The sequence below is a fragment of the Microcystis sp. M144S2 genome, from assembly GCF_020246065.1.
Taxonomy (GTDB): domain Bacteria; phylum Cyanobacteriota; class Cyanobacteriia; order Cyanobacteriales; family Microcystaceae; genus Microcystis; species Microcystis ichthyoblabe_A.
Window position 1 is genome coordinate 1 of sequence record NZ_JADBTR010000155.1, and the last position, 23,219, is coordinate 23,219.

Annotated in this window: 28 protein-coding genes and 2 pseudogenes; 16 read left to right on the forward strand and 14 right to left on the reverse strand. The window is 41.3% G+C overall.

The genetic code is table 11. From position 1 onward, the window contains the following. The 4 genes and pseudogenes from IM462_RS17805 to IM462_RS17820 form a co-directional block, all read right to left on the reverse strand. Positions 1–140, reverse strand: a pseudogene (locus IM462_RS17805) (Uma2 family endonuclease); the annotation flags it as partial. A gap of 73 nt (positions 141–213) precedes the next feature. After that, positions 214–1,134 (reverse strand): LynF/TruF/PatF family peptide O-prenyltransferase, encoded by a 921-nt coding sequence (locus IM462_RS17810; protein WP_287704284.1) that lies wholly within the window; start codon positions 1,132–1,134, stop codon positions 214–216. Between the two features lie 33 nt (positions 1,135–1,167). Continuing rightward, the gene (locus IM462_RS17815; RefSeq protein ID WP_002802537.1) at positions 1,168–1,611 is read right to left on the reverse strand and encodes an HNH endonuclease; all 444 of its coding nucleotides are present in this window, start codon (positions 1,609–1,611) and stop codon (positions 1,168–1,170) included. After that, the gene (locus IM462_RS17820; RefSeq protein WP_002802535.1) at positions 1,608–2,000 is read right to left on the reverse strand and encodes a hypothetical protein; all 393 of its coding nucleotides are present in this window, start codon (positions 1,998–2,000) and stop codon (positions 1,608–1,610) included. The genes IM462_RS17815 and IM462_RS17820 overlap by 4 nt, the downstream gene beginning before the upstream one ends. A gap of 157 nt (positions 2,001–2,157) precedes the next feature. On the opposite strand from IM462_RS17820, the gene IM462_RS17825 reads away from it, so the two are divergent. After that, the gene (locus IM462_RS17825; RefSeq protein ID WP_287704287.1) at positions 2,158–2,322 is read left to right on the forward strand and encodes a hypothetical protein; all 165 of its coding nucleotides are present in this window, start codon (positions 2,158–2,160) and stop codon (positions 2,320–2,322) included. 33 nt (positions 2,323–2,355) lie between these two features. On the opposite strand, the gene IM462_RS17830 is transcribed toward IM462_RS17825, so the two are convergent. The 4 genes from IM462_RS17830 to IM462_RS17845 form a co-directional block, all read right to left on the reverse strand. Beyond that, a complete protein-coding gene (locus IM462_RS17830; RefSeq protein WP_287704289.1) occupies positions 2,356–2,502 on the reverse strand; it encodes an anacyclamide/piricyclamide family prenylated cyclic peptide in 147 nt (48 codons plus the stop codon). Between the two features lie 204 nt (positions 2,503–2,706). Then, positions 2,707–3,003 (reverse strand): type II toxin-antitoxin system RelE/ParE family toxin, encoded by a 297-nt coding sequence (locus tag IM462_RS17835; RefSeq protein ID WP_149978883.1) that lies wholly within the window; start codon positions 3,001–3,003, stop codon positions 2,707–2,709. Next, positions 3,003–3,287 carry a ribbon-helix-helix domain-containing protein gene (locus tag IM462_RS17840; RefSeq protein ID WP_008206077.1) on the reverse strand — a complete coding sequence of 95 codons (285 nt, stop codon included), beginning with the start codon at positions 3,285–3,287 and terminating at the stop codon, positions 3,003–3,005. The genes IM462_RS17835 and IM462_RS17840 overlap by 1 nt, the downstream gene beginning before the upstream one ends. 291 nt (positions 3,288–3,578) lie before the next feature. Continuing rightward, the gene (locus IM462_RS17845; RefSeq protein WP_149977550.1) at positions 3,579–3,764 is read right to left on the reverse strand and encodes an anacyclamide/piricyclamide family prenylated cyclic peptide; all 186 of its coding nucleotides are present in this window, start codon (positions 3,762–3,764) and stop codon (positions 3,579–3,581) included. A gap of 359 nt (positions 3,765–4,123) precedes the next feature. Between IM462_RS17845 and IM462_RS17850 the strand changes: the two genes are divergently transcribed. Together IM462_RS17850 and IM462_RS17855 are read left to right on the forward strand one after the other, a co-directional pair. Next, entirely contained in the window at positions 4,124–4,309 is a 186-nt protein-coding gene (locus IM462_RS17850) for a type II toxin-antitoxin system HicA family toxin (RefSeq protein ID WP_039900533.1), read from the forward strand. Further along, positions 4,296–4,529 (forward strand): type II toxin-antitoxin system HicB family antitoxin, encoded by a 234-nt coding sequence (locus IM462_RS17855; protein ID WP_002797455.1) that lies wholly within the window; start codon positions 4,296–4,298, stop codon positions 4,527–4,529. Before IM462_RS17850 ends, IM462_RS17855 begins: the two co-directional genes overlap by 14 nt. A gap of 47 nt (positions 4,530–4,576) precedes the next feature. Here the strand turns inward: IM462_RS17855 and IM462_RS17860 are convergent, their stop codons facing one another. Both IM462_RS17860 and IM462_RS17865 read right to left on the reverse strand, forming a co-directional pair. After that, a complete protein-coding gene (locus IM462_RS17860) occupies positions 4,577–4,753 on the reverse strand; it encodes a hypothetical protein (protein ID WP_008206083.1) in 177 nt (58 codons plus the stop codon). A 12-nt stretch (positions 4,754–4,765) separates the two neighbouring features. Further along, positions 4,766–4,915 (reverse strand): DUF2887 domain-containing protein, encoded by a 150-nt coding sequence (locus IM462_RS17865; protein ID WP_306343236.1) that lies wholly within the window; start codon positions 4,913–4,915, stop codon positions 4,766–4,768. Positions 4,916–5,066: 151 nt separating this feature from the next. On the opposite strand from IM462_RS17865, the gene lipB reads away from it, so the two are divergent. From lipB to IM462_RS17880, 3 genes are all read left to right on the forward strand, one after another. Then, the gene (lipB, locus tag IM462_RS17870) at positions 5,067–5,735 is read left to right on the forward strand and encodes a lipoyl(octanoyl) transferase LipB (RefSeq protein WP_287704294.1); all 669 of its coding nucleotides are present in this window, start codon (positions 5,067–5,069) and stop codon (positions 5,733–5,735) included. Position 5,736: 1 nt separating this feature from the next. Beyond that, positions 5,737–6,999 carry a pentapeptide repeat-containing protein gene (locus IM462_RS17875; protein ID WP_287704296.1) on the forward strand — a complete coding sequence of 421 codons (1,263 nt, stop codon included), beginning with the start codon at positions 5,737–5,739 and terminating at the stop codon, positions 6,997–6,999. Positions 7,000–7,066: 67 nt separating this feature from the next. Continuing rightward, positions 7,067–7,297, forward strand: coding sequence for a hypothetical protein (locus tag IM462_RS17880; protein ID WP_043998089.1), 231 nt, complete (start codon positions 7,067–7,069; stop codon positions 7,295–7,297). Here IM462_RS17880 and IM462_RS17885 read toward each other — a convergent pair. Next, the gene (locus IM462_RS17885; protein WP_287704298.1) at positions 7,286–8,482 is read right to left on the reverse strand and encodes a homocysteine biosynthesis protein; all 1,197 of its coding nucleotides are present in this window, start codon (positions 8,480–8,482) and stop codon (positions 7,286–7,288) included. The genes IM462_RS17880 and IM462_RS17885 overlap by 12 nt on opposite strands. A gap of 386 nt (positions 8,483–8,868) precedes the next feature. Between IM462_RS17885 and IM462_RS17890 the strand changes: the two genes are divergently transcribed. Then, on the forward strand, positions 8,869–9,795 hold the full coding sequence (locus tag IM462_RS17890) for a class I SAM-dependent methyltransferase (protein ID WP_287704300.1): 927 nt from the start codon (positions 8,869–8,871) through the stop codon (positions 9,793–9,795). Between the two features lie 14 nt (positions 9,796–9,809). Then, positions 9,810–10,463 carry a HupE/UreJ family protein gene (locus tag IM462_RS17895; RefSeq protein ID WP_287704302.1) on the forward strand — a complete coding sequence of 218 codons (654 nt, stop codon included), beginning with the start codon at positions 9,810–9,812 and terminating at the stop codon, positions 10,461–10,463. A 196-nt stretch (positions 10,464–10,659) separates the two neighbouring features. On the opposite strand, the gene IM462_RS17900 is transcribed toward IM462_RS17895, so the two are convergent. Continuing rightward, positions 10,660–11,661 (reverse strand): helix-turn-helix domain-containing protein, encoded by a 1,002-nt coding sequence (locus IM462_RS17900; protein ID WP_287704304.1) that lies wholly within the window; start codon positions 11,659–11,661, stop codon positions 10,660–10,662. Between the two features lie 201 nt (positions 11,662–11,862). Between IM462_RS17900 and IM462_RS17905 the strand changes: the two genes are divergently transcribed. The 4 genes from IM462_RS17905 (at position 11,863) to IM462_RS17920 (ending at position 16,733) form a co-directional block, all read left to right on the forward strand. Beyond that, a complete protein-coding gene (locus tag IM462_RS17905) occupies positions 11,863–12,702 on the forward strand; it encodes a hypothetical protein (RefSeq protein ID WP_287704306.1) in 840 nt (279 codons plus the stop codon). A gap of 209 nt (positions 12,703–12,911) precedes the next feature. Further along, positions 12,912–13,184, forward strand: a complete 273-nt coding sequence (locus tag IM462_RS17910; RefSeq protein WP_287704308.1) for a hypothetical protein — start codon at positions 12,912–12,914, stop codon at positions 13,182–13,184. After that, positions 13,165–13,779 carry a Uma2 family endonuclease gene (locus tag IM462_RS17915; protein ID WP_287704310.1) on the forward strand — a complete coding sequence of 205 codons (615 nt, stop codon included), beginning with the start codon at positions 13,165–13,167 and terminating at the stop codon, positions 13,777–13,779. Before IM462_RS17910 ends, IM462_RS17915 begins: the two co-directional genes overlap by 20 nt. 203 nt (positions 13,780–13,982) lie before the next feature. Beyond that, positions 13,983–16,733 (forward strand): glycerol-3-phosphate acyltransferase, encoded by a 2,751-nt coding sequence (locus tag IM462_RS17920; protein ID WP_287704312.1) that lies wholly within the window; start codon positions 13,983–13,985, stop codon positions 16,731–16,733. A 523-nt stretch (positions 16,734–17,256) separates the two neighbouring features. On the opposite strand, the gene IM462_RS17925 is transcribed toward IM462_RS17920, so the two are convergent. Beyond that, positions 17,257–19,413, reverse strand: a complete 2,157-nt coding sequence (locus IM462_RS17925; protein ID WP_287704314.1) for a putative PEP-binding protein — start codon at positions 19,411–19,413, stop codon at positions 17,257–17,259. Positions 19,414–19,709: 296 nt separating this feature from the next. Here IM462_RS17925 and IM462_RS17930 point away from each other — a divergent pair, with 296 nt between their 5' ends. Next, positions 19,710–20,405: a response regulator transcription factor gene (locus IM462_RS17930; protein ID WP_002795661.1), complete on the forward strand. Its 696-nt coding sequence runs from the start codon at positions 19,710–19,712 to the stop codon at positions 20,403–20,405. Between the two features lie 310 nt (positions 20,406–20,715). On the opposite strand, the gene IM462_RS17935 is transcribed toward IM462_RS17930, so the two are convergent. Beyond that, on the reverse strand, positions 20,716–21,348 hold the full coding sequence (locus tag IM462_RS17935; RefSeq protein ID WP_287704316.1) for a TetR/AcrR family transcriptional regulator: 633 nt from the start codon (positions 21,346–21,348) through the stop codon (positions 20,716–20,718). Between the two features lie 207 nt (positions 21,349–21,555). On the opposite strand from IM462_RS17935, the gene IM462_RS17940 reads away from it, so the two are divergent. The 3 genes and pseudogenes from IM462_RS17940 to IM462_RS17950 all read left to right on the forward strand — a co-directional run. Beyond that, entirely contained in the window at positions 21,556–22,032 is a 477-nt protein-coding gene (locus tag IM462_RS17940; RefSeq protein ID WP_002801317.1) for a YbjN domain-containing protein, read from the forward strand. After that, on the forward strand, positions 21,995–22,756 hold the full coding sequence (locus IM462_RS17945; RefSeq protein ID WP_287704318.1) for a lipoate--protein ligase family protein: 762 nt from the start codon (positions 21,995–21,997) through the stop codon (positions 22,754–22,756). Before IM462_RS17940 ends, IM462_RS17945 begins: the two co-directional genes overlap by 38 nt. A 325-nt stretch (positions 22,757–23,081) precedes the next feature. Continuing rightward, a pseudogene (locus tag IM462_RS17950) lies at positions 23,082–23,219 on the forward strand (photosystem II D2 protein (photosystem q(a) protein)); the annotation flags it as partial.

Here is a 23,219-nt window from a genome sequence, read left to right on the forward strand (position 1 = left end):
ACAATTCCTTCAATGAGTTCTGCTTTTTTTAGATTTGGCATAGCCTTATATCTACGCTCGAATTCACGACGAGTAAGCTTATCCCCATTTTCTAGGCGTGGAATGGTTAATTGAGGAGAAATTGTTGTAGTTGCTATCATCGATTGTCTCCATTAGCAGTTTTATCTTTTTGAGTATCTTGATATCAGGGAAGTTTAGTAGTTAACATAAGATTTACTCCATTCCAAAATATTTATGATAGTAAAGCCTGATATTTTCAATTCTTGTTTTTTCGAGTTCCTCTAAAGCAACGCCTACCCAACCACCATAATCCGTTTCTTGGTTTCGATAAAAGCTATCAACTCGCATGGCGGTATCATTAAGTCTAAAGTGATTTAATAAATCACCTTTGTACTTTTTAAGCTGGTAGTAAAACACTGGATTAGTATTAGCTTTGGATAGTCCAAGGTGAAATACATCAGTATCTTTCAGAGGGGCTAATGCTACGGGGGGCATCTTACTCCAAAGATACTTCTTGACGTTGGGATCGTCAAAATTATTTTCTTTGACTTCAAAATAAAGCTCAATTTCACAACGCCCATCAAAATAAAAGTCAAAGCCAATTTGGGGAATATACCGAGCCAGAAATTGTTTGGGAAAGTCTTCTAAAAACCCTACTTCATAGCCGCTCAAAATAATTGCAGTTTGCACTTTTGCGATATAGTCTTCAATTCTGAAATGAATTTTGACGCTAGATTCTGTTAGTGATTCTCGTCGTAGATCAATCCCTGTGGTAAATGTTGTTACATGGCTAAAGTCAAAGTCTGTACCGAGAAAAGCCTGTAACAAGGAGTAGTCAAACTGAACACCAACCCGATTTTCAACTTGTTTAAAGAAAGATAACCCTTGAGACAAGTAGCTAGGCCAATCCTGCTCCGGCTCTTTAAAAAAGAATAGAAACCTGGATGCGATTAACTTATCTAATTCTATCTTACAAGAGGCTTCAATAGTACAATCGCCCTCAACCCCCATCACGAAATCTTCAAACAGCCGCAAAGGATAAATCGGCTCAACATCGAAAGCTTGTTGATGGTTACGAATAAATTGTAGCCTTTGCTCTTTGAGGGAGCTTTTTTGAATGTCAGCAACTATCATAATGGCCAGTTTTTAGATTGTTAAAGGAATATTTTAGGTAAGGTGAGATTCCGTCTGCAAATTAGGTGGATGCCAACCAGCTTTAACCCAATTTTTACGCACAATAACAGCCAGATTACTATTTAATCTTAAAGCTACAATTGTTGCTCGACCACAAGCCGTTACTCCCATAATTTCCGTTCCTTCTTGAGTCCAAGTAAAATGTTCTTGCCATTTTTGAAGGCGAGGATTAAATAAGGAAACCAACACCTCAGATTTGGGATCAATAGCTTCAGTTTGAGTCCATTTATATTGATTACATAATTCACAAGCTAAACATAAATTATCTTCTGTATTAGCACCACCTTTAGCTAAAGGTTGGATATGATCAATTTGTAATCTCCCCATAATATAATCCTGGTGACTTAGGCAATATTCACAGCGATTTCCTGCCCGTTGTTTAACTTTTTGGCGTAAGGTTTCTGTGAGAAAACTCATGGTATTAAAGGCTCTCTCAAACCTCGTTTAACGGCTTCAGCTAAGGCTATTGACTTTCTTAATTGTCCCATTTGGTAAATTGAGATTAAAACTAATAATTCATAGCCTTCGGCTTCGGTTAAGCCCGTATTTTTTCCCTTAGCTTGTAACTCTCCTAAGCGTTGATTCTGAACAGCATCCATTTTTGAATTAGCTAATTCAATAACTTCGGAATCTAAAAGATGGGAAACTTCAAGATGATTGCCCACAGCTGAGAGATTATTAAAGGTAGGCAAAATGATTTCTAAGGTATCAATTAAAACCTCTGATAACTCTCGTTCTGTAGCCTTTCCTAAACATTGGGCTGATTCAAGTAAACTGACTGGTAAATTAATAGTAATCTGAGTCATTTGTGATGTATGAATAAGTAAATCTTACTTTAATCATAGCTCATCTAATTCTGTCAAAGGTACAAACCCAAGGAGAAGAACACCGCTATCCGATAACCCTGGGGTAGTAAGCTGTTGGCTGGGGTTCATCTCCCTGAACCTAAGTCTTCTAACACTCGTGAGTCAAGGAAAAGGGGAACCGAGAAGAGAAACTGCTTCCCTGCTCCCTCTCTCCCTGCTTCTTCACCGATGCCCGGTATCCGAAACTCCCGAATTAACTAGGATTGTACGTCAATTCCTTGAGGCTAACCGTGCGCCTTGGCAAGGAGAAAAAGACTTTTGACCTGATTTGAGGTTCGTGCTAGAATCAAGGGGACTACTCTGCGTCGTCTCCCGCAAAAGGGTCTTTCCAGTACCCTATGGTTTGGGGAGCGATCATCGCATTGCCTTCACGAGAGACGGTAGCGGTATTTTCCCGTTGGACAGGAGCAGCGTTACGAGGGGTCAGTTTTTTGGTTTTCATGGGGTAAATTCTCCAATGATGTTAATTAATTTAATTAACCAGCCTTGACATCTTCTTGTCAATAGTTTTTTGTGAAGTTTTTGTGAAGTTTTTGTTGAGTTTTTGTTAAGTTTAGATCAGCTTAAATTTCCCGAAGCAAACTCCCACCCGATGCTACTGGGGAGCAGGGAAGAATGACACCCTTAGCTTGATGCGATCGCTTTCTTAATCAAGATCAAACATAGCATCTAAATCTCTATATCCACTAACTACTCTTGCGATTTCAATTCCGTTTTCAAGAGGGAAATAAAAGATTAGATAATCTTCTACAGGAAAACTTCGTAAACTAGGGATTAACTCATCGCGCCTACGTCCCAGATTGGGGAATTTAGCTAATTTTTTACAAGCCTGTTGGATTTTTTCTTTTAAAATTCTAGCAGCTTGCGGATTTTTCCCAGCCAAGTAACTATTAACTTGCTTTAAATCCAATCTAGCTGAGGGTGAGAAAATAATCTTTGACATTATTTCTGACTCATCGGGAAACCCTTAGCCTCTATTTGTTGTAAATCCTCTTCTAATTCTGAAAAAACCTCTTCGGCATTAATTCCTTCCTGTCGTCTTAATTCCTCAACGCCAATCATAACTTCCCGTTTCAATTCTTCAAATCTTCCTCGGTAAATTCTGTCTCTTTCTGCCAATAAACTCAATCCCTCTTGAATAACGGCTAAATCATCTTGATATTTTCCTGTTTTCATTTGTTGAGCAATCAAATCTTCTATTTCTGGTGTCAGTTGGATAGTGTTCATCGCTTCTCCTGATTACCTTTATATCATCCTAATCGAGTATTATAGCGCAGACTTTTTAGCATCTTATATTTTTAACAGATTTTCGGGTTTATCTCCCTGAATCTAAGTCTTCTAGCACCCGTGAGTCAAGGAAAAGGGGAACCGAGAAGAGAAACAACCTCTGCTCCCCTGCTCCCTCTCTCCCCTGACCCCTTGCTTCTCCACCGTCAATTACAAGGAAGCAACCGTGCGCCTTGGCAAGGAGAAAAAGACTTTTGACCTGATTTGAGGTTCGCGCTAGAATCGGGCAGATTACTCTGCGTCGTCTCCCGCAAACGGCAGTTCGTACCACTCTTTACAATTTCCCTCCCGATCCTCTTGCACACAAAAAGTTCCCCAATCAAGTTGAATGATCGCATTACCATCGCGAGAGACGGTAGCGGTATTTTTCCGTTGCACAGGAGCAGCATTGCGGGGTGTCAGTTTTTTGGTTTTCATGGGGTAAATACTCCAATGATGTTAATTAATTTAATTAAGCGGCCTTGACATCTTCTCGTCAATAGTTTTCCGTGAAGTTTTTGTGAAGTTTTTGTGAAGTTTTGTTAAGTTTAGCTCTGATCAGCTTAAATTTCCGGAAGAAAATTCTCTGGTGAATCAAGGAAAAGGGGTACCCAGAAGATAAACAACCTCTGCTCCCCTGCTCCCCCTCTCCTCTGCTCCCGGTGCTTCTCCAGTAACCGCTCAATGCTCGAAATCTTTATATAATAAGAATTATACAAGACTTGTCACACCCCCCAGCAAATTACCTGATCGATCAAATCTTGACTGATGCCAAAAAAATCAGAGAATTGAAACAAATGCTCAAAAAAGCTGGATTTATTGATTTTCCGGGAAAAGGCAGTCACAACCATTGGTTACACCCTCTATATGCAGGGAAAATCACTCTCTCGGGAAAAGACGGAGCGGATGCTAAACGTTACCAAGAACAAGAAGTCAAAAATGCCATTGAAGAGGTCAGGAGAAAAGAAGATGAAAAAACTTAAATATAGAATAGTGATTCAGTGGTCTGATGAAGACAATTGTTATCTAGTTGGCTTACCCGACTTTCCAGGTCAAAAATGGCGAACTCATGGTAATACTTATGCTGAATCAGTGAAAAATGCTGAAGAAGTCCTAGAATCTCTGATGGAACTTTATCAGAAATTAGGAGAATCTTTACCTGAGCCTGAAATAAATAAAAAGAGAGAAATTTTGCAAAAATAAACCTTGATAAGGGAATTGATGATCATCGCATTGGTAGCCAAAAAGTTTTAATTGTTTTGATTGGCAATAAATTGACAAACAATCTCAAATTTTAGATTTAATTCCCGCGCAATTTGTTCTTCGTTAAGTCCCAACCTAATCAGAAGAGGAATTGTTTCAAGTTTTCCTTCTTCTTCAGCTTCTTGATAAAACTTGGTTTGTTTCCATTCAGTGAGATTAAACATAGCTTCTAACTCCTAGCGAATTTTCTGCGGAAATTTGTAGATAATAATCTTCTCGATTAACTCGATAACATTTCTTTGAGTATTAGGGTCAATAACCTGTTGGTGAGTTTGCTTAATCAGTGATTGAACTTGTTTTGGTGCTTTTTTGGCGCTGATGAGGATAAACTAGAGGATACTGATCCCAAGAGATGATAGATGGGATATCCTTAGATTAGCACTTAGTATTCTCCCCGACATATATATCTTCCCTTCTTTTAATTTTCCTTGCTGATCTTCCACATTTCTTCAATAATTTGACCGATCACATCTCTCGATGAATGCTCAAAAAATACCTCGTCTCTGTGGGCTGAAAATTCAGGCAATTACTCCCTATTCTCTGGCCTGGGCGCAACAGCGATCGCTGGTGGCGGCGAGAATTGCTAATCCCGACTTACCCGATGTGCTGCTGCTGCTGGAACATCCCCCCGTTTACACCCTTGGTACTGGTTCAGATATTAAGTTTATTAAATTTAATCTTGACAAAACCGACAAAGAAGTGCATCGAATCGAGCGCGGAGGAGAAGTCACCCATCACTGTCCGGGGCAGTTAGTGGGCTATCCGATCCTCAATTTGCGCTATTATCAGCAGGATTTACACTGGTATTTGCGACAATTAGAAGAAGTCATCCTGCAAACTATAGCTATTTATGGATTGTCGGGGGCAAGAATCGGGGGCTTGACAGGGGTATGGGTAGAAGGGTATAAAATAGCGGCGATCGGTATTAAAGTTAGTCGTTGGATTACCTATCATGGTTTTGCCATCAATGTTTGTCCGGATTTAAGCGGGTTTGCCGAGATTATTCCCTGTGGGATTGCTAATAAACCCGTGGGCAGTTTAGAGCAGTTTCTGCCTAATATTAGTCTTATGCAAGTACAGCAAGATTTATCGAGGGTTTTCGCTTCAGTTTTCGGTGTGGAATTATTTTCTCTTGACAAGGATTAATATGAGCGATCGCAAAGACCCAGAAAAACTCACCGTGGAAAATAGGGCCGATAACCCCGAAAATAACGGTAAAACCAGTTTATCGGCTCCCGATGCCTCCGAATACGTCTCCTCTTTATCTTCGCGTAATCCCGTGCGTCAGCGCATCCTAGTATTAAAAGATCTTCGACCGGGTAACGCGGGGTTACTACTGGCCCCCCTGATGCTGATGACCATCGGCCTGGTCTTTAGCTGGGACTGGTTAGGCTTTTCTGGGGCGATAGTAGCGATATTAATATCTTTACAGGTGATTTTACCCTCTATTCGCCAGTGGATCGCCCATTATCTCACTCCCTCTGAACGTCAGACGGTTTTCGCTTTTATAGTTTTTATAGCCGCTCTGGCCGGATTAGGGAAATATTTAGGAGTTTACGAGCGCATCTTGCGGTGGTTAGACAGTTTTAAATACGATGAGTTCGGTTCTTGGGCCGAGTGGGTGGGGGCCTTGGGACAGATTATGATCGCCGTGTTAGCTGTCTATGTGGCCTGGGAACAGTACGTTATTTCTAAGGATTTAACCATACAACAAAATCGCATTACCCAACAACAGACGATCGATTCCTATTTTCAAGGGATTTCCGATCTAGCCTTGGATGAGGAGGGATTTTTAGAAGATTGGCCCCAGGAAAGAGCGATCGCAGAAGGTCGCACCGCTTCTATCCTCAGCAGTGTCGATGCCTCTGGAAAAGCGAAAATACTGCGTTTTTTGAGTCAATCGCGGCTATTATCACCGATTAAACGCGATCGTTATCTAGGCCGACCGATTCTAGACGGGGAAGGGGGTTACGCGGAGGATCGAGAGTTCGGTACAAGAGTAGTACAATTGGGAGTAATGTTAGCCGGGGCCGACATTTCCGGGCAGGATCTGCGCTGGACCGATTTAAGCGAAGCGAATATGGTGCGGGCCGATTTAAGTTATAGCGATTTGGTGAAAGCAAATGTATCGCGGACAATTCTCTACGAAGCTAATTTAAGAGGGGCCGATATCAAGGGGATGCGTTTATTTTATGGTTCCCTAGAAAATGCCACCCCCCGCAGTCGCAGCGTTCCCCCCAATTATGACAGCGGAGAACACACGGGAGCAGTGGTAGAAAATGTCAATTTTACCGGGGTGAAAAACATGAGCGAGGAACAACGTCACTATTGTTGTCGTTGGTGCGGGGAAAAGTCCCGCGCAACCATTCCGGGGGGATGTGCTGATATTGCCAATCTTTTAGGTCGTTAACGGAGGCGGTCGGCGGTCGGCAGTGTTATAATCAGTGGTATTAATGGCCAATAATTCCCACAAATTTATGAATCAAAAAGTCGTTATTCTTGCCACTGCTTCTGCTAGTTTATTAGCCCTATTAGTTACCACGAACTCCGTACAAGCTGCCCCAGAGTCCTTTCATCCTAGTTTCAATACCAAGAACTTAGGTGATATGATTATCGCCAAGACAACTGGGGAAGAAAATCCGATTTTACGTCATCTTAATTGTAGTTGTGCCACTTGCACGCAATCCCTTAACTCCTCACTCAATTGATAATTTTCCGCCCCAACGATCCTGGGGAATAAAAGTCCGCTCTAGATTAATTTTTGCCACGGGTTCTGTGAGGGTAAATTCTCCCGATTCGATCAGTGCTTTTAATTCTAAAGCGGCTTCCCGGGACAGGGAAATACTGGCCAAAGGAGCCACCCTAACACTTTTTCCCTCGATCATAATCCGACCGCTTTTTAGTTTAGCGTAGGTGATTAAACCAAAGGTAGGACGGACTCGCCGGGGAATGGAAAAATCCACCACTGGAGCGACAATTTCCTCATCTTTTACCGCACAATGTCGAACAATTTCCTCGTTTAAAATTGGAATCGGTACTGCTACCCCTAACATTAAAGAAGCCCCATAATTTTTGAAATAACAACCTCGCACCCAACGAGCATTCATTTGTTTAGCATCACCAATTAAGGCTAAGGTGGAAGCAGGTCCAATAGGAGTGCGATTTTGTAGGCGTTTTTGCAGGGGAAAATGTTGGGTTCCTTCCCAGGCAATATAACCGATTCCTCCTCCCAAAAAAATGCGCGTACCGATGCCGATAGCCTCTAAATCGGGGTCATTTAACAGGGGAGAAATTGCCCCGGGGTTAGAATAAACCGCATTACCTAATCGCGGCTGTAGTGGTCCTAAATAAGTATATAAAGTCCGCTCTCCTCCATTGACTCCGACGATAAAATTCTGGTAGAGATTGCGAGGATTAAAAAGATAAAATTGATTGATAGTCTCCTTAGAAATAATCGTTTCAAAAGAAGCACGAGGATAACAATCGGTGGACTGACCGACAGCACGCAATTGAATCGATTTTCCGGCGATTAAATCCTCAATAATATGTCCGCCGCCCCTTTCGGGATTTTCTCCCTCTAAATTCTCATTTTTGGCCGCTATATCACTAATAGCACTGGCCCCTAAGTATAAATCCACCGCCCCAAAACCAGCATAAGCAGGAATCCCATCTAACCAACATTGACGAATTTTTATCGGCGGATCCGTCTGACCTAAATTAATAATTGCCCCCGAAGATTCCATCGGTTCAAAGGTTCCCGTACAAACCACATCTACTTGGGAAAAAACCTCCTTAATTCCCATCTCGGTAACGCGGCTTTTTAATTCCTCTACTGTCCAGACTACAGCCGTTTTTTTTGCGATCTTGTCGTTGATTTCAGCGATTGTTCTCATGATAAGTAGCTGGTTATAATTAAATTGAAGATGGATCCCCCCTTAATCCCCCCTTAATAAGGGGGGTGCCGATCCCCCCTTAATCCCCCCTTAATAAGGGGGGCATCTGAAAGTTTTCAACACCTACCTACTTAAAAATTGGCAAGATGGGGGGTTAGGGAGCTTTTTGCTGTTGTCAGTAAACAGTAATCAGATTTGAGTTTTCAGTCAGTGGTATTAATTAACTGAGTAGTATTAAATGGCCATAACAGTGCTGTCTTTTCACCGATTACTGATTACTGATCACTGATTACTGATTACTGATTACTGATCACTGATTACTGATTACTGATCACTGATCACTGTTATAAGATGAGAAAGGGAAAATTTACGATCGAAGCTTTTCTATGACAGTTACACCCGTTCCGGCCTCCTTTAATCCTGTTTCTGGTCTAGTTAACCGTATTCTCGCCATAAAACCGCTTTTTGACATCGCTCGCTATCAGGCGCGCAATATGATGATTAAAAGAGCCGAAAAACTAGGCGTACCTTGGCGGGAAACCGTCAAACAATGGCAGCAACGGGATTGGAGTCGGGAACTGCAAGCGGTAGAAAATCCCGATCTCGTCTATCCCGAATACTACGTTTGTTCTTTCCACGCTTACGAAAAGGGCAATTTAGACTGGTTGCCAGCTTTTGAGGTAGAATCTGCCGCCTATGCTGTCCATTCTACCATCTGGCCCGGGGCGGGGATTGACGGCGATCCGCGATTGCGGCGGGAATATCACCGGATATTGAAGGAGCAAATCAGGGCAGAAATTAACGATATTGTCGATTTAGGCTGTAGTGTCGGCATGAGCAGCTTTGCGCTGCAAGATACTTATCCTCAAGCGCGGGTAACTGGGTTAGATCTCTCTCCCTACTATTTAGCCGTTGCCCAATACCAAGCTCAACAAAAACAAAAGACGATTCAATGGCAACACGCGGCGGCGGAAAAAACTCAATTACCCAGTCAGTCCTACGATCTGGTATCTTCGTTTTTAATGTTCCACGAACTACCCCAACAGGCTACTAGAGAAATTTTCGCCGAAGCGCGTCGTTTATTGCGATCGGGAGGTTATTTGACGCTGATGGATATGAATCCGCGCTCGGAAATTTATCGAAAAATGCCCCCTTATGTCCTAACCTTACTCAAGAGTACCGAACCCTATCTCGATCAATATTTTACTCTCGATATCGAACGGGCATTAGTTGAAGCCGGGTTTCAAGCACCGATCATCACCCCCACCAGTCCCCGACACCGGGCGATTGTTGCGCGGGTTTCCGAATTATAATTTTGAGGTAATCAATGAAGATAATTTTTCGTCAAAGCTCGACAAGGATATTAACTATTGTCCCTCTCTTTCTGTTAATTTTTGCCAGCAAAACCCTTGCCCATCATGCCATGGCAGGGCAAACTCCCGATAATTTTTTAAACGGATTTTTATCGGGTTTAGCTCACCCAGTTATCGGTTTAGATCATTTAGCTTTTGTGGTGGCTAGTGGTTTAATTGCTGTGGGTATGGAACAGGGTTTATTGATTCCGATCGCTTTTGTAATTGCCACTTTAATCGGGACAGGGATTCATTTACAGGGAATAAATTTACTTTTTCCTGAGGGGATTGTTGCCCTTTCTGTGGTAATTTTTGGACTAATTTTAACCCTGAAAAAAGGTTTACAAAATCATTCTAATCTCTATACGATCGCTCTGGCAACTTTGGCAATGATTGCGGGAATTTTCCACGGTTATGCCTACGGAGAATCAATTATCGGGGCGCGAGTTGCCGCTTTAGTTGCCTATTTAATCGGTTTTACCGTCATCCAATTAGCGATCTCCTCTGGTGCTTTTTTCCTTGGCAGTGTCATTAAGGAAAAATTAGCCAAGCAAGCGACTCTAATTAGCAAGTTAATCGGATTGGCAATTATGGCGATCGGTACAACTTTTTTAGTGGGAATTAAGTAAATTAATCTCGATGGGGCTAATTATTAATGGCTCTCTTGAGGTTATGAGATCGAAGAAAGGGCGTACAATATACGCCCCCACCAAACAAGTGCGGGAGAGCCGATGAATTGAAAGAGTAGTTAGGAATTTAGTCCTCAAAGAAAAAATAAGTCAGATAAATCTAACAATAATCCTAATTCCTACCCCTACTATTTTTTTAGGTTTCAGAGGGGAAGTAACCAAACAGTTTTTTATAATCAGAGGCCAGATATCCTCGATGGAAAAAACCTAATTCTTCAGCAATTTCATAAGTTAATTTTGTCTGATTATTTTGGTTAAGAGATTGATGTAAAGCATTAAGACGAAGCAATTTTAAATAACTGTAAGGAGACATTTGATAGAAGTCCTTAAATATATATTCTAAGGTGCGTTGACTTACTTCTAAGTCTTGACAAATCGTTGGAATAGTCAGATCAGAACGCAGATTTTTTCTCATCATTTCTTCGGCTTTTTTGAGAATAGAGGTGCGTCTGATAGTGTTTTTAGGGGTTTTAATATCTTTGGTTACTGCTAAAGTCAAAAGAAAATCCTTGACAATTTCTTCTAATTTTTCCCTGACAAAATTCAATCTTAATACTTTTCTTTTCTCAGATATTTCTTGGCGATCTAAATTAAATAGCATTTGATAAAGTTGATGACAAGATTGTTGGAGATGACGAATTTTTTCCGATGGGCAAATCACAATAGAGGAAGCGGAAGAATTTAAAAACTTTTTCGCTTCTGGTAGCTCTAACTTTTGACACAATTTCTGAAGATAATCATCATCAACATAAAGCTGAAAACGATTAGAAAAAGGATGCTGAAAAACGGAAATTTCTGATTTAGGGGGGACAATCCCAAGATAGTTATTTTCCAATGAGTACAAATTTTGGAAGAAGACAGAATTCACCTGAACAGGAATCGCAAAAACCCACATTTTAGAATGGACTACTCCCGCAACATTCGTTAAACAATTACGTTGCGATAATTCTAACATCACTTCATCGATGATGATCCTTGAAAGATAGCCTTCAAAATGATCACCACTGAGTTGTAAAGCATCTAAGTTGACAAATTCTCGATTCTGAAAATAACTAGAAAAATTGCAAAAATATTCACTTTTAAAGGTTAATTCCTGAGAATTAATTAAAATATTGGTTTTATTGTCAAAAATAAACATCTGTGTATAACTCCTTGGTTATTGAGTAAAATCAAACTTTTTTTGCCCATCAATTTAAAAACTTGCGTTTTTTGGATCATCTTAGCATAGAGGACTGAGTAGTATGAATTACAGCAAAGTTGATTTGTTAATTTTGTCCATCAGTGTCATCTAGGTTAAATCTCTCACTTTTTTCCGTTATCGATTACCAAGGAGATTTCGATGACTGAACAATATATGCCACCTGAGGATTGCTCTGGGTCTGCGGCATTGGGTGGAGAAATTCCTCAATTACCTCCCCCGGCATTTTCTGATGACCCACAACATAACACATTTACCTATACCTATTATCCAGGGGGATTGGAAATTTCCGATAGCCATATTTATTATCCAGGAGGATCAGAAATTTCCACAACCGTTGCTAGGGAAATCGCTATGTTCGCCATTCCTCCGAAAAATTATCCAGGGGGATTGGAAATTTCCGATAGCTATATTTATTATCCAAGAGGATCAGAAATTTCCGAAGCTGTTGCCGGGGAAATCGCTATGTTCACCGTTCCCCCGAAAAATTATCCAGGAGGATTGGAAATTTCCGAAGCTTTTGTTCCTAATATTAGCACTCGTTTCTATGCGATCGAAGCAACTATTGATTTCTCCAAAGCTAAAGGGGACTTACAGGCTGTTCTGATGGCGCACGGCAGCTGTTTTGGTGGGCATAGTTTCTACATCTATCAGGGAAAACTATGTTATGTCTATAACTGGTTAGGGCAACAACAGAAGATCACTTGTGATCTTCCTCATCTTAGTGGCGAGGTGAAACTAAAAGTTGAATTTGCCAAACCAAAGATAATCGCTCCTTCCGATGAAAAGTTGAGTGACAGCACAATAGGTAAGATGAAACTGTATATTAATAACATCGAACAAAATGTCGATATTATCAGAACTTTCTCAAATCATACTCCTAACTTCCTAACTCGATATAAACACGAGGTTCCTTGCGATTTTCAAGGTGCTAAGCTGCAAAGAATTATCGTTACTATTACTAATGATATAGTGCGATAAATGATGATCAATTATGATCGATTAAGTACCTAAGCAAAATTAATTACACATCTAAGCCGCCGAGATCAACTTCATCATCAGGAATTGCTGGAACATTCAAGAAAACGGGTTTCTTTAAGAAACCCGTTTTCTGGTTTAAGTATCTGGATGGGCTAGAATATTCAGCGTTAATCAAGGAGGCCTCTTGATAAACTTACTAGGCGGATCCGATGGTAAAAATTTTTTTTTATGAGGGTGTAATATTGCCAAATGGAGATATTAAAACTAACTGGCAACTGACTCCTTTTATGAACCTCGTCGTCGTTACCAATTATATTTTTGGTTTCGTCCTCATCTTTTTTGGCAGTGATAGTGCGATCGCAGATTGTGTAGAGAGTTTGTCGGGTGGGCAATGCCCACCCTACATTCAAGGTAAAATAGAGCCAAGGAAGTTACTAGAGAGAGAAAGCTATTTTGCCAGCCATGAGCCAAACCCTACCTAAAACTGTTAATTTCGAGGAATTCGTCCCTTGTCTGCCTGAAAATTCTGGAGTACGTTATGAGCTACACAATGGAAATATTATTGAAATGGCACAACCCGCAGGAGAACACGAGGAAATCAAAGGATTTTTAACTGTTAAACTTAGTGGAATAATTGATAGACTGAGGCTTCCTTATTTAATTCCTAACCAAGCGATTGTCAGACCTGCTGGTAAAAACTCTGGTTATTTTCCTGATGTATTAGTGCTAAATCGAACCAAGCTCGCTCAGGAAAAATTATGGAAAAAAGAATCAATCCTTAGTGAGGGTGCATCTATCCCTCTGATCATTGAAGTGGTATCGACCAACTGGCGTGATGATTACTACTTAAAATTTGCTGATTATGAAGAAATGGGTATTCCTGAATATTGGATTGTCGATTATGCAGCCTTGGGTGGGCGTAATTTTCTCGGCACTCCTAAACAACCGACCATCTCTGTTTGTCGCTTAGTTGAGGAAGAATATCAAATTCGGCAATTTCGAGACAGTGATCGCCTAATTTCCCAGACTTTCACGGAATTAAATCTCACTGTCAATCAGATTTTCTTAAGTCTGTAGGGTGTGTATCGTCCACCTTACTCTTTTCGCTTTTTTCTTCAGTTTGAGGGGTTGATTTTGCCACTTAAAATCCGCAATTATTGCCTTTATTTGCTCAATATGATTGGGTTTTAAGCTATTAATCTCAATTTCTTTTATCGCTTTCGTGTTCATGTTCTCAAGGTCATTACTAAGAAAAGATCGTAAACTAAGACGCATTTTAAATGATAGAAATTTGGGGTTCCCTATTTATTTTTTTAGTCTGTCCTATAATCGGGGGATTGCCTCTGATCGATTGGATAAATTATCTAGTAACTGGACGTAAATTATCCCAATTAGGTACTGGTAATATCGGTGTAACTGCCGCTTTTTACCATGGGGGTAAATTAGCGGGAATTTTGGCGGTAATTTCGGAAGCAGCCAAGGGAATTATCGTTATTTTCCTAACCCGTTTATTTTTTCCCACCGGCTCCACTTGGGAATTATTAGCTTTAATTGCTTTAGTCGTGGGGCGCTATTGGTTAGGAAAAGGTGCAGGAACTACTAATGTTTTCTGGGGATTAATCGTTCATGATTTTGTTGCTGTTTTTCTCACCTCAATCATTAGTGGGATTAGCTTTACTATTTTTCGAGAAAAATCTACGGGGAGATTGGTAGGATTATTTTTATTAGCTTTAATTCTCACCTTGCGCCGTCCCCACGATTCAGGTTATATTATAACTGCCATTGCTTTAGCCTGTCTATTAGGGGCAATTTTTCAAAAAATCGCCGACGATTTAGACTTACCTGAAGCAAGTGTTAACAATGAATCAAAAACTATGTTTCGTTTTTTTCGTGGAGATCGATCGATCCAAACTCTTGATGACAATCTGGTAGCTTCAAAAGTGGGACAAAAAGCCGCCACTTTAGCCTATCTTAAGCGTGCCGGTTATCCCATCCCTAGGGGTTGGGTTTTACCACCGGGGGATGATCCACAACCGTTAATAGAATCTCTTAATCCTGATATTGATCATCCCTTAGTCGTGCGATCTTCCGCTATTGGAGAAGATAGTGAAACCGCTTCATCTGCGGGACAATATACCACAATTCTTAACGTCATCGATCAAGAAAATTTAGCGGCGGCGATTTTAAGTTGCCAAACCTCCTATAATAGTCCTAATGCCGTTAATTATCGACTCGATCGAGGTCAAGAAAACACGGCCATGGCTGTGTTAATTCAAGAACAAATTCGAGGAGTTTTTTCGGGAGTTGCCTTCAGTCGCGATCCGATTAATCCTCTCAGTTTAGATGTAGTTATTGAAGCTTTACCCGGAGATGCCACCAGAGTTGTATCGGGAAGAATCACCCCCGAAAGTTATCGAGTTAATTTAGAAGAAAATATCATCATCGGAGCGGGAGATATTCCCCCAGCTATTATTCAACAGGTAGCTAATCTTTGTCGGCAATTAGAAAACCTTGAACATGGCATTCCCCAAGATATAGAATGGACTCATGACGGACGAAAATTATGGTTATTACAGTGCCGTCCTATCACTAATTTACAGCCAATTTGGACAAGAAAAATCGCGGCTGAAGTTATCCCCGGGGTGATTCGTCCTTTGCCTTGGTCAATTAATCGCCCCTTAACCTGTGGAGTTTGGGGAGATATTTTTCGGTTAGTTTTAGACAAAAAAGCTCTCGATTTGGACTTCAATGAAACAGCGACTTTACACTATCAAAGAGCCTATTTTAATGCTTCTTTGTTAGGAACCATTTTCCGTCGCATGGGATTACCTCCAGAAAGCTTAGAATTCCTGACCAAAGGGGCAAAGTTTACCAAACCACCTTTAACGGTAACCTTGGCTAATTCCCCCGGTTTATTAAAACTTTTAGGACGGGAATTACAGTTAGAAAAAGACTTCAGCCAAGATCAAAAAACCTATTTTATCCCGACGCTCGAAAAAATTAACGCTACTTCCCTAGAAGCTTTATCTTCTGGGGAGATTTTAGGGCAAATTGAAGAAATTTTAACCGTCTTGAAAAAAGCCACCTATTATAGTATTCTTGCCCCTCTTAGCTTCGCTTTGCGTCGCAGTATTTCGCAAGTACCTTTTGAGAGATTGGATAACTCCCAAGCACCAGAAATAGCCTCAATGCGATCGCTATCTGAACTGAGAAAAAATACGCTCGATCAAGATTTTGACTCAGCTTTTTCCCTCTGGTTAGAAACCTACGGTTATTTAAGCGAAGTGGGGACTGATATTTCGATACCGAGATGGCGAGAAAATCCCCAATATCTGCTACAACTACCCTTAGATAGTCCGGGCAATAATAGCCATAAAAAAGTCAAATCTTCCCATACTGTCCAAAAAAGGTTAAATATCAAAAACCAAGTGACTGAAATTTACTCCCGTCTTTTAGCTCACCTACGCTGGCATTTTCTCGCTTTAGAAACCCTCTGGTTACAGCAGCAAATATTATCGGAGAAGGGAGATATATTTTATCTAAATTACGCAGAAGTTACCCAGTTGGATCAGAATAATAATATCGCTAATCTTAAGCAGATTATCCGTCAGCGTCGCCAACAATTCCAAGAAAACTCCCAATTAACCGATATTCCCTATATCGTTTATGGACAACCCCCAAAAAGAGAATTTTTAGTCTCAAATTTAACTACAAAAAAACGCTTACAGGGAATTGCCGCTAGTGGGGGGACAGTGGAGGGACGAGTCAAAATTATGCACACCTTACAAAATCTAGAAATTGCCCCTAATACTATTCTCGTTATTCCCTATACTGACTCAGGATGGTCCCCTTTATTATCCCGGGCTGTGGGCATTATTGCCGAGGTGGGGGGACAATTATCCCATGGTGCTATTATTGCCAGAGAATACGGAATTCCGGCGGTTATGGATGTGCATAATGCCATGAAATTGTTAAAAGATGGTCAATTAATTCGTCTCGATGGCACTCAAGGAATTATTGAAATTCTCTAGGCATTAGGGGACAGGGTGTGGGGTGTGGGGTGTAGGGTGTAGGGTGTAGGGTGTGGGGTGTGGGGAGTTTTCTCAGTGAACTGATAACTGATAACTGATAACTGACTTCTAACCCAATGTTGCTCAAAGATAAGCAAAAATTATTCATTGACTGCAAAAACTTGAGAATATTTAAATTAACATTTCGCAATATTTACAAATTCTTAAGGATTAATTGAGAAAGATTTTTATTTAATAACGATGTTACAATGGTTACAGCGATTTTACTGAATTTCATATTGGGTTACTCTATGCTTTTTTGGGCAGCAACGGTTGAAACCCTTGCCACACTTAGAAGGTAATCCTAACTAAGACAGGTAAATGAGTCAATTTTACCCACAACGATGATCTTTTTTTTGTGTAGTTTTATTGCAAAAAAAAAGTTTTTTTGACAAAAAGCACAAAGTATGAATTAGGAAGTGGGGAAGTGGGGTAGTGGGGAAGTGGGTTGATGGGGTAGTGGGGTAGTGGGGTAGTTCGGAAGTTATCTGCTATTTTCCAATAAAAATCTTCTTTCGGCGCGAACAATTGCCTCTCTAGTCGCTAAAACTGCTTCTGTATCCACCGAAAGAGAAGTCACACCCCAAGCAATCAGATCATCGATAATTTCAGGATACTGAACGATGGCCATGCCGCAAACGGAACAGGGAATCTGTAAAACTTTTGCTTGAGTGATAATTTGTTTTAAAGCTGCCCTGACTGCGGGATGACGGGCGTTAAAATATTCTGAGAAATGTTCTCGATCGCTGCCTAAAAGTAATTGAGTTAAATCATTAGTACCAATAGCGATTAATTGTACCCCCGCTTGCACATAATCTCTCAATTGAAAGATTACCCCCGGTACTTCTACCATTATCCCCAATTGGAAAGAAGGGACTTGAGTGAGTAAAGCTGATTGTACCCGTTGCCGGCAGAAAATAAATTCTTCAACTCCGCGGACAAAGGGAAGCAGTAAATTAATATTGGTGGCGCCGGTGGTTTGTACCCGTCGTAAAGCTTGCAATTCTAGATCGAATAGAGTCGGATCTAATATATAATTATGGGTTCCCCGACTGTCTTGAGCCGAATGTTGAGCATCAAAAGAACGGTAAAATAAAGGCTTAGGCTGGATACTAAGGGCAAATTGTGCGATTAAATCACTTAATCTCTCGATCAATGCTTCTTGATGCTCTGGTGTTAACCATTCTTCTAGATTGCGCTGAGAAAGTAACTCTAGAATCATCCATTCTGAGCGCAATAAACCGATCCCATCAATAGGCAGTTCTCGGATTCCGGCAATACTTTCAGTTTGACTGAGATTAACCATCAAACGGGTAGCAATTGCCGTCCCGTCGGTTTCTCTGGGTGGTGGTGGGGGTAAGGAAATCTTTTCCTGAGATGCTAGAGAAATAATTCCCCTCGTACCATCTACTAAAATTATCTCGCCTGAGCGGATAATTTCCGTGGCATTTTTCACCCCGACAATGGCAGGAATGGCTAATTCCCGGGCTAAGATGGCTCCATGGCTAGTTAATCCCCCCTGTTCCGTGATCATTGCTCGAATTTGGCGTAAATGGGGCAGTTTTTTCGGAGGTAAATTAGTAGTAACCAAAATGCAATCCTGAAAATTTGCCTCTGGGGAGTCGAAATTGCTGATCACTTTTGCCACTCCCGATGCCAACCCCGGGGATGCCCCTAATCCTCTTAAGGGATAATTGGAGGTAGTGGGGGTGATTTCCTGACTGTGACAGTTGAGAATATAAATTTGACCATCCAGCATCATCAGCCATTCTATGCTGGTTAAGGTGGGTTTTTCCGCCAGTAGAGATTGAACCAGTTGACAAAGGCGATCGAGGGCGAAATTATCTAAACAGTAGCTTTCCTGTAAACTGGGTGCTAATAGTTGTGGTGCAAGCAGATTACTGTCACTATTGAGATAATAAGCGCGGGATTTATTGCCTAATTGCTGACTGCGTAATTGACCGGAGCGATCGATAATATAGGTATCCGGTGCCACTTCTCCATTAGCTAAACTGTGTCCTAATCCCCAAACCGCCTGAATTTGCCAGTTATCCCCATTAATCAGCACATTTCCCGCACAATTGGCTGGTAATAACGGTTGTACCAGTAAAGATAATTGAATTTTTTCTAAACCAATTCCCATTTTTCGCCAATAAAATAGACTTTTGGCGTTGAATAACTCCGCCCAAGCTTGTTTTAGGGCATTTTCTAGATTATCTGCTTTAATTCCACTGATGGGGGGGGAAAATAAACCGAGAGTTCGCCGAGCCAGATGAGCAGGTAAGGAAAAGCGCCATACTAGGGTATCCATGGATAATTGTGCCACGGCCGCCCCTAGTTCTTCTAACCAGAGAGGAGGAATTTGCGCTTGTAAAATGGCCCGCCGACTTTCTTTGGCAACTAATTGCAGAGCTTTTGCGTTATCTACGTCTAAATAGAGGGAAGATTGCGGAAAATCAGTCAGAAACGAGTCAGCATTGTTGATAGTTTCCAAAAATTCCGCAAAAATGCGGTTAAAAATGGCAAATCCCCCGATAATTGGGTATCCTCGCTGGTGTAATTCACTGGCAATAAAAGCTTTTTCCCCCACCAGGGGGCGATCAGAAGCACTAATGCGATCGAGCCAGCAGAGAATGGTCACGGGATTTGTTAAGAATGGTGAAAGGATTATAAAATCATTGTGTGATTTTTGTAACTTTTTAGTTCTATCTGCTAGTTTAACTCACCGTCACTATCTTGAGGATGATCTGGGGAGTGGGGAGTGGGGAATTATGAATTATGAATTATGAATTATGAAGTGGGGAGATAGGGAAGTGGGGAGATAGGGAAGTGGGAAGAATAAATGAAAATAACCTCCTGTCTTTTGCCTCCTGACTACTGACTCCTGATAGCTGATAAGATAGGATTCGGACAATATTCGATCGCTGCGAGAAATTCATGGACACACCTGCGAAAGTTTTGTTAGTGGATGACGAACCGGGGGTTCGTGAATCTGTGCAAGCATATCTACAGTACGGGGATGACTTCGAGGTAAGAACTGCTAGTAATGCTAACGAAGCCTGGGATTTACTCAATCAAGAAATTCCGGAATTAGTTATCTCCGATATTATGATGCCGCAGGTGGATGGCTATCAGTTTCTCAAGAAATTGCGCGAAGATGCTCGTTTTCAGACAATTCCCGTGGTTTTTCTCACCGCTAGGGGGATGACAAGCGATCGCATTCAGGGTTATAATGCCGGTTGTGATGCTTATTTATCCAAGCCTTTCGATCCCGAAGAATTAGAAGCATTAATCAAGTCTTTAATCGAGCGCCGTCGTCAATCCTTGCAAGCCACCAGCGAAAACGCTAGATTAGAAGAAATTGCCCGAGATATCCGGGAATTAAAACAGCAGGTGGGACAACAGAACACTTTTACTACTACTCCCCCCCCAATTAAAATTGATCTTACCCCCCGGGAACAAAGTGTTTTAGATCTAGTAGCGGAGGGATTGATGAATAAAGAAATTGCCAGTCGTCTAGAAACCAGCGTCAGAAACGTAGAAAAATACGTCAGTCGCTTATTTAGCAAGACTGGTACTAATAGTCGCACGGAATTGGTACGTTTTGCCCTAAAACACGGTTTAACCAGTTAATATAGCAGCTAAGGACAAAGTAGCAGATGGGAGTAGTTTATTAACTGACGATGACAGGCAACTGAATTAGCGATGGCAAAAAAACTTAAATATATGTCACGGCAAACCGTGCCTTAGAGGATAGCGTTATCCTGTTGAATTTATCCGAGAATTACTTAGTTCTGGCCTGACTATTGCCGACATTTTAGCCCACTACGATGATAGCGAAAAAACTTTCTGTCCTTTGTGTCTCAAGTATCCCCCGGAAATCATCAGTAGTTGGACAAGATTAAAGTTAACCGTCGGGAAAGTAATGGCAAATAGGCAATAATTAAACTTCTTTAACCAACACTCCATTCAGAAAAATTTCGGCAATACCTTCGGCCATTTCTTGTAAAGCGAAGGGGGAAGCATTGCTATCTAAAATAGTTTCACTGGAAAAACCAGCAATTGCGAACATTCCTAGAAAAACCTGCGCCACAATTTTCGGATTCATGGGACGATAGATACCACGATCGATCGCTGTTTGAAAAAAAGCCTCAGCCACATCGGTCATTTTAGCAATTACCTCCGATTGAATCCGCTCTTTTAATTCGGGATGAAATTGCGCCTCTATGAAACAAACTCGCAATAAATCGCTATTTTCTCGCATTCTCAACACCCTACGTCGCATCACCTGCGCTACCGCTTTATAACTACCCATTTCGCTCAATTCCGTCAGCAAGTCGGTGAGAATATCCACCCATCCCCTAGTGGCCACTTCGATTAAAATCGCCTTTTTGTTGGGAAAATAACGAAATAAAGTTCCTTCTGCCACATTTGCTTTTCCTGCTAGGTCTTTAGTCGTGGTTCCTTCATAACCCTTAGCGGCAAATAAACGTAAAGCGGCCTGTAGAATACGACTACGGATATCTTCTTCCCCAGAATTGGTCTCAGTTAGGGAACGTTGAAAAAGACTTTGCATAATTATTGACAGCTAGAACGGGATAGAGCCATTGTCATCGATCAAGTCAGGTGTTTACTCAAATGCTTCACAAAATTTTGAGTAATTGGAGATGGGGAAGTGGGGAGATGGGGAAATTTCCACTAATACCCCCAACCACCAACCCGAATGTCTTTTTTTCTTTTCTCTTGGGATAAGATTGTGATCGATCGAGTTTAGGGAATTTTTATGACCACAGAAAGTTTAGCGACTTCAGAAGCAATAGAGTCAATGACCGATGAATTTCTGGCTAGTACGAGCAGTCATCAAGAAATGATTGAAACGGTTATTTCTACTCTGCAGCAGAATGATACTGCTATGGTACAACATACAGAAAAAGGTTATCTGTGGAAGTTTCAGTATGGTAGCGTTGAGGTGTTTGTGCAGTTAACTGGGGAAAGCGATGATGATTTTCTCACGGTGTGGTCTTCTGTCCTCAAATTACCCGTTAAGGATGAATTGGGATTAACCCGCAAGTTATTAGCGATGAATTGTGCCGAAACCTTTGAATCTCATTTTGCCATTATGAATGATCAGGTGGTGGTGATTTCTCAGCGTACTGTGGCCGATTTGTCTCCTGGGGAGATTTCGCGAGCAATTACTCTCGTGGCGACGGTAGCAGATAATAATGATGAAATGTTACGAGAATCCTTTGGTGGCAGCTAAAATTTGGCGTTATATCCCTCCAATTATCTCATCGGCAGAGCTACAAATGGCGATCGATTCTTGGTTACTAGAGCAACACCGTTGTGGTCATCATCCCCCGACTTTGCGTTTTTATCAATGGTCGCCCCCGGCCATTTCCTTGGGCTATCATCAACGGCAATATCCCGATTTTTGGCGTAATTTGACTTGGCAAGGTCAAAAAATCTCCCTAGTTCGTCGTCCTACTGGTGGCCGGGCCGTACTACATCAGGGGGATTTGACTTATATGGTGGTAAATTCGGGGATGAAGGGGAATGTTAGGGAAGTTTACCTTCAAATCTGTCAATTTTTAATCACAGGCTGGCAAAATCTCGGTCTAGAATTGTCCTACGGTGCTGCCGGCCGGGGATATATCCATTCTGCTAACTGTTTCGGTACAGCTACCGGTGCGGATTTAGTCGATAATTGGGGAAATAAATTTATTGGGAGCGCCCAACTGCAACGGGGTTGCTATGTTCTCCAACATGGTTCCATGGTGCTAGAGCAAGATAATTCGCTGTTTGAGCGAGTTTTCGCCAGTGCTACCCCTCAAAAGCTGAATTTAGCCCCAGATTTGACCCTAGAGACAATTATCGCTACCCTGAAAACCGCCGCCGAGGATTGCTTTGATTGTCAATTGCTAGAACAACCCCTCGAGGATTGGGAGTGGCGATCAATTAAAAAAATGAATATAAATACTCATTGACAAAAAAACTTTTGTGTGTATAAAAAATCAATTATGAGTCAAGTTGTATAGATTTGTAATTTTTTGCTAATAATAGTTAAAGGTAGATAGAGGCTACAAGAAACCAAAGTCTTACCGAACTCGAAATTATTGTCTAGCTTGTGCTAGTTTAAGAAACGTTAATCTTTTACAGTTTGTGAGGATTAACGAGCGATCGCAGCTAGTTTAGTTAAGCTAATCCAGTCAATCGATCGCGCCATCTTATAAGACAATGGGAGTAATCCCAGACTCAAAAAAGTTAAGAAATCTTGCCCGTGATTTCAGTTAAGCAAGAGGAAAAATACCCATGACCATTGCTGTCGGACGCGCCCCAGAAAGAGGGCTGTTTGATGCTCTCGATGACTGGCTCAAAAGAGACCGTTTCGTCTTCATCGGTTGGTCTGGTTTACTACTCTTCCCCTGCGCCTTCATGGCCCTAGGTGGA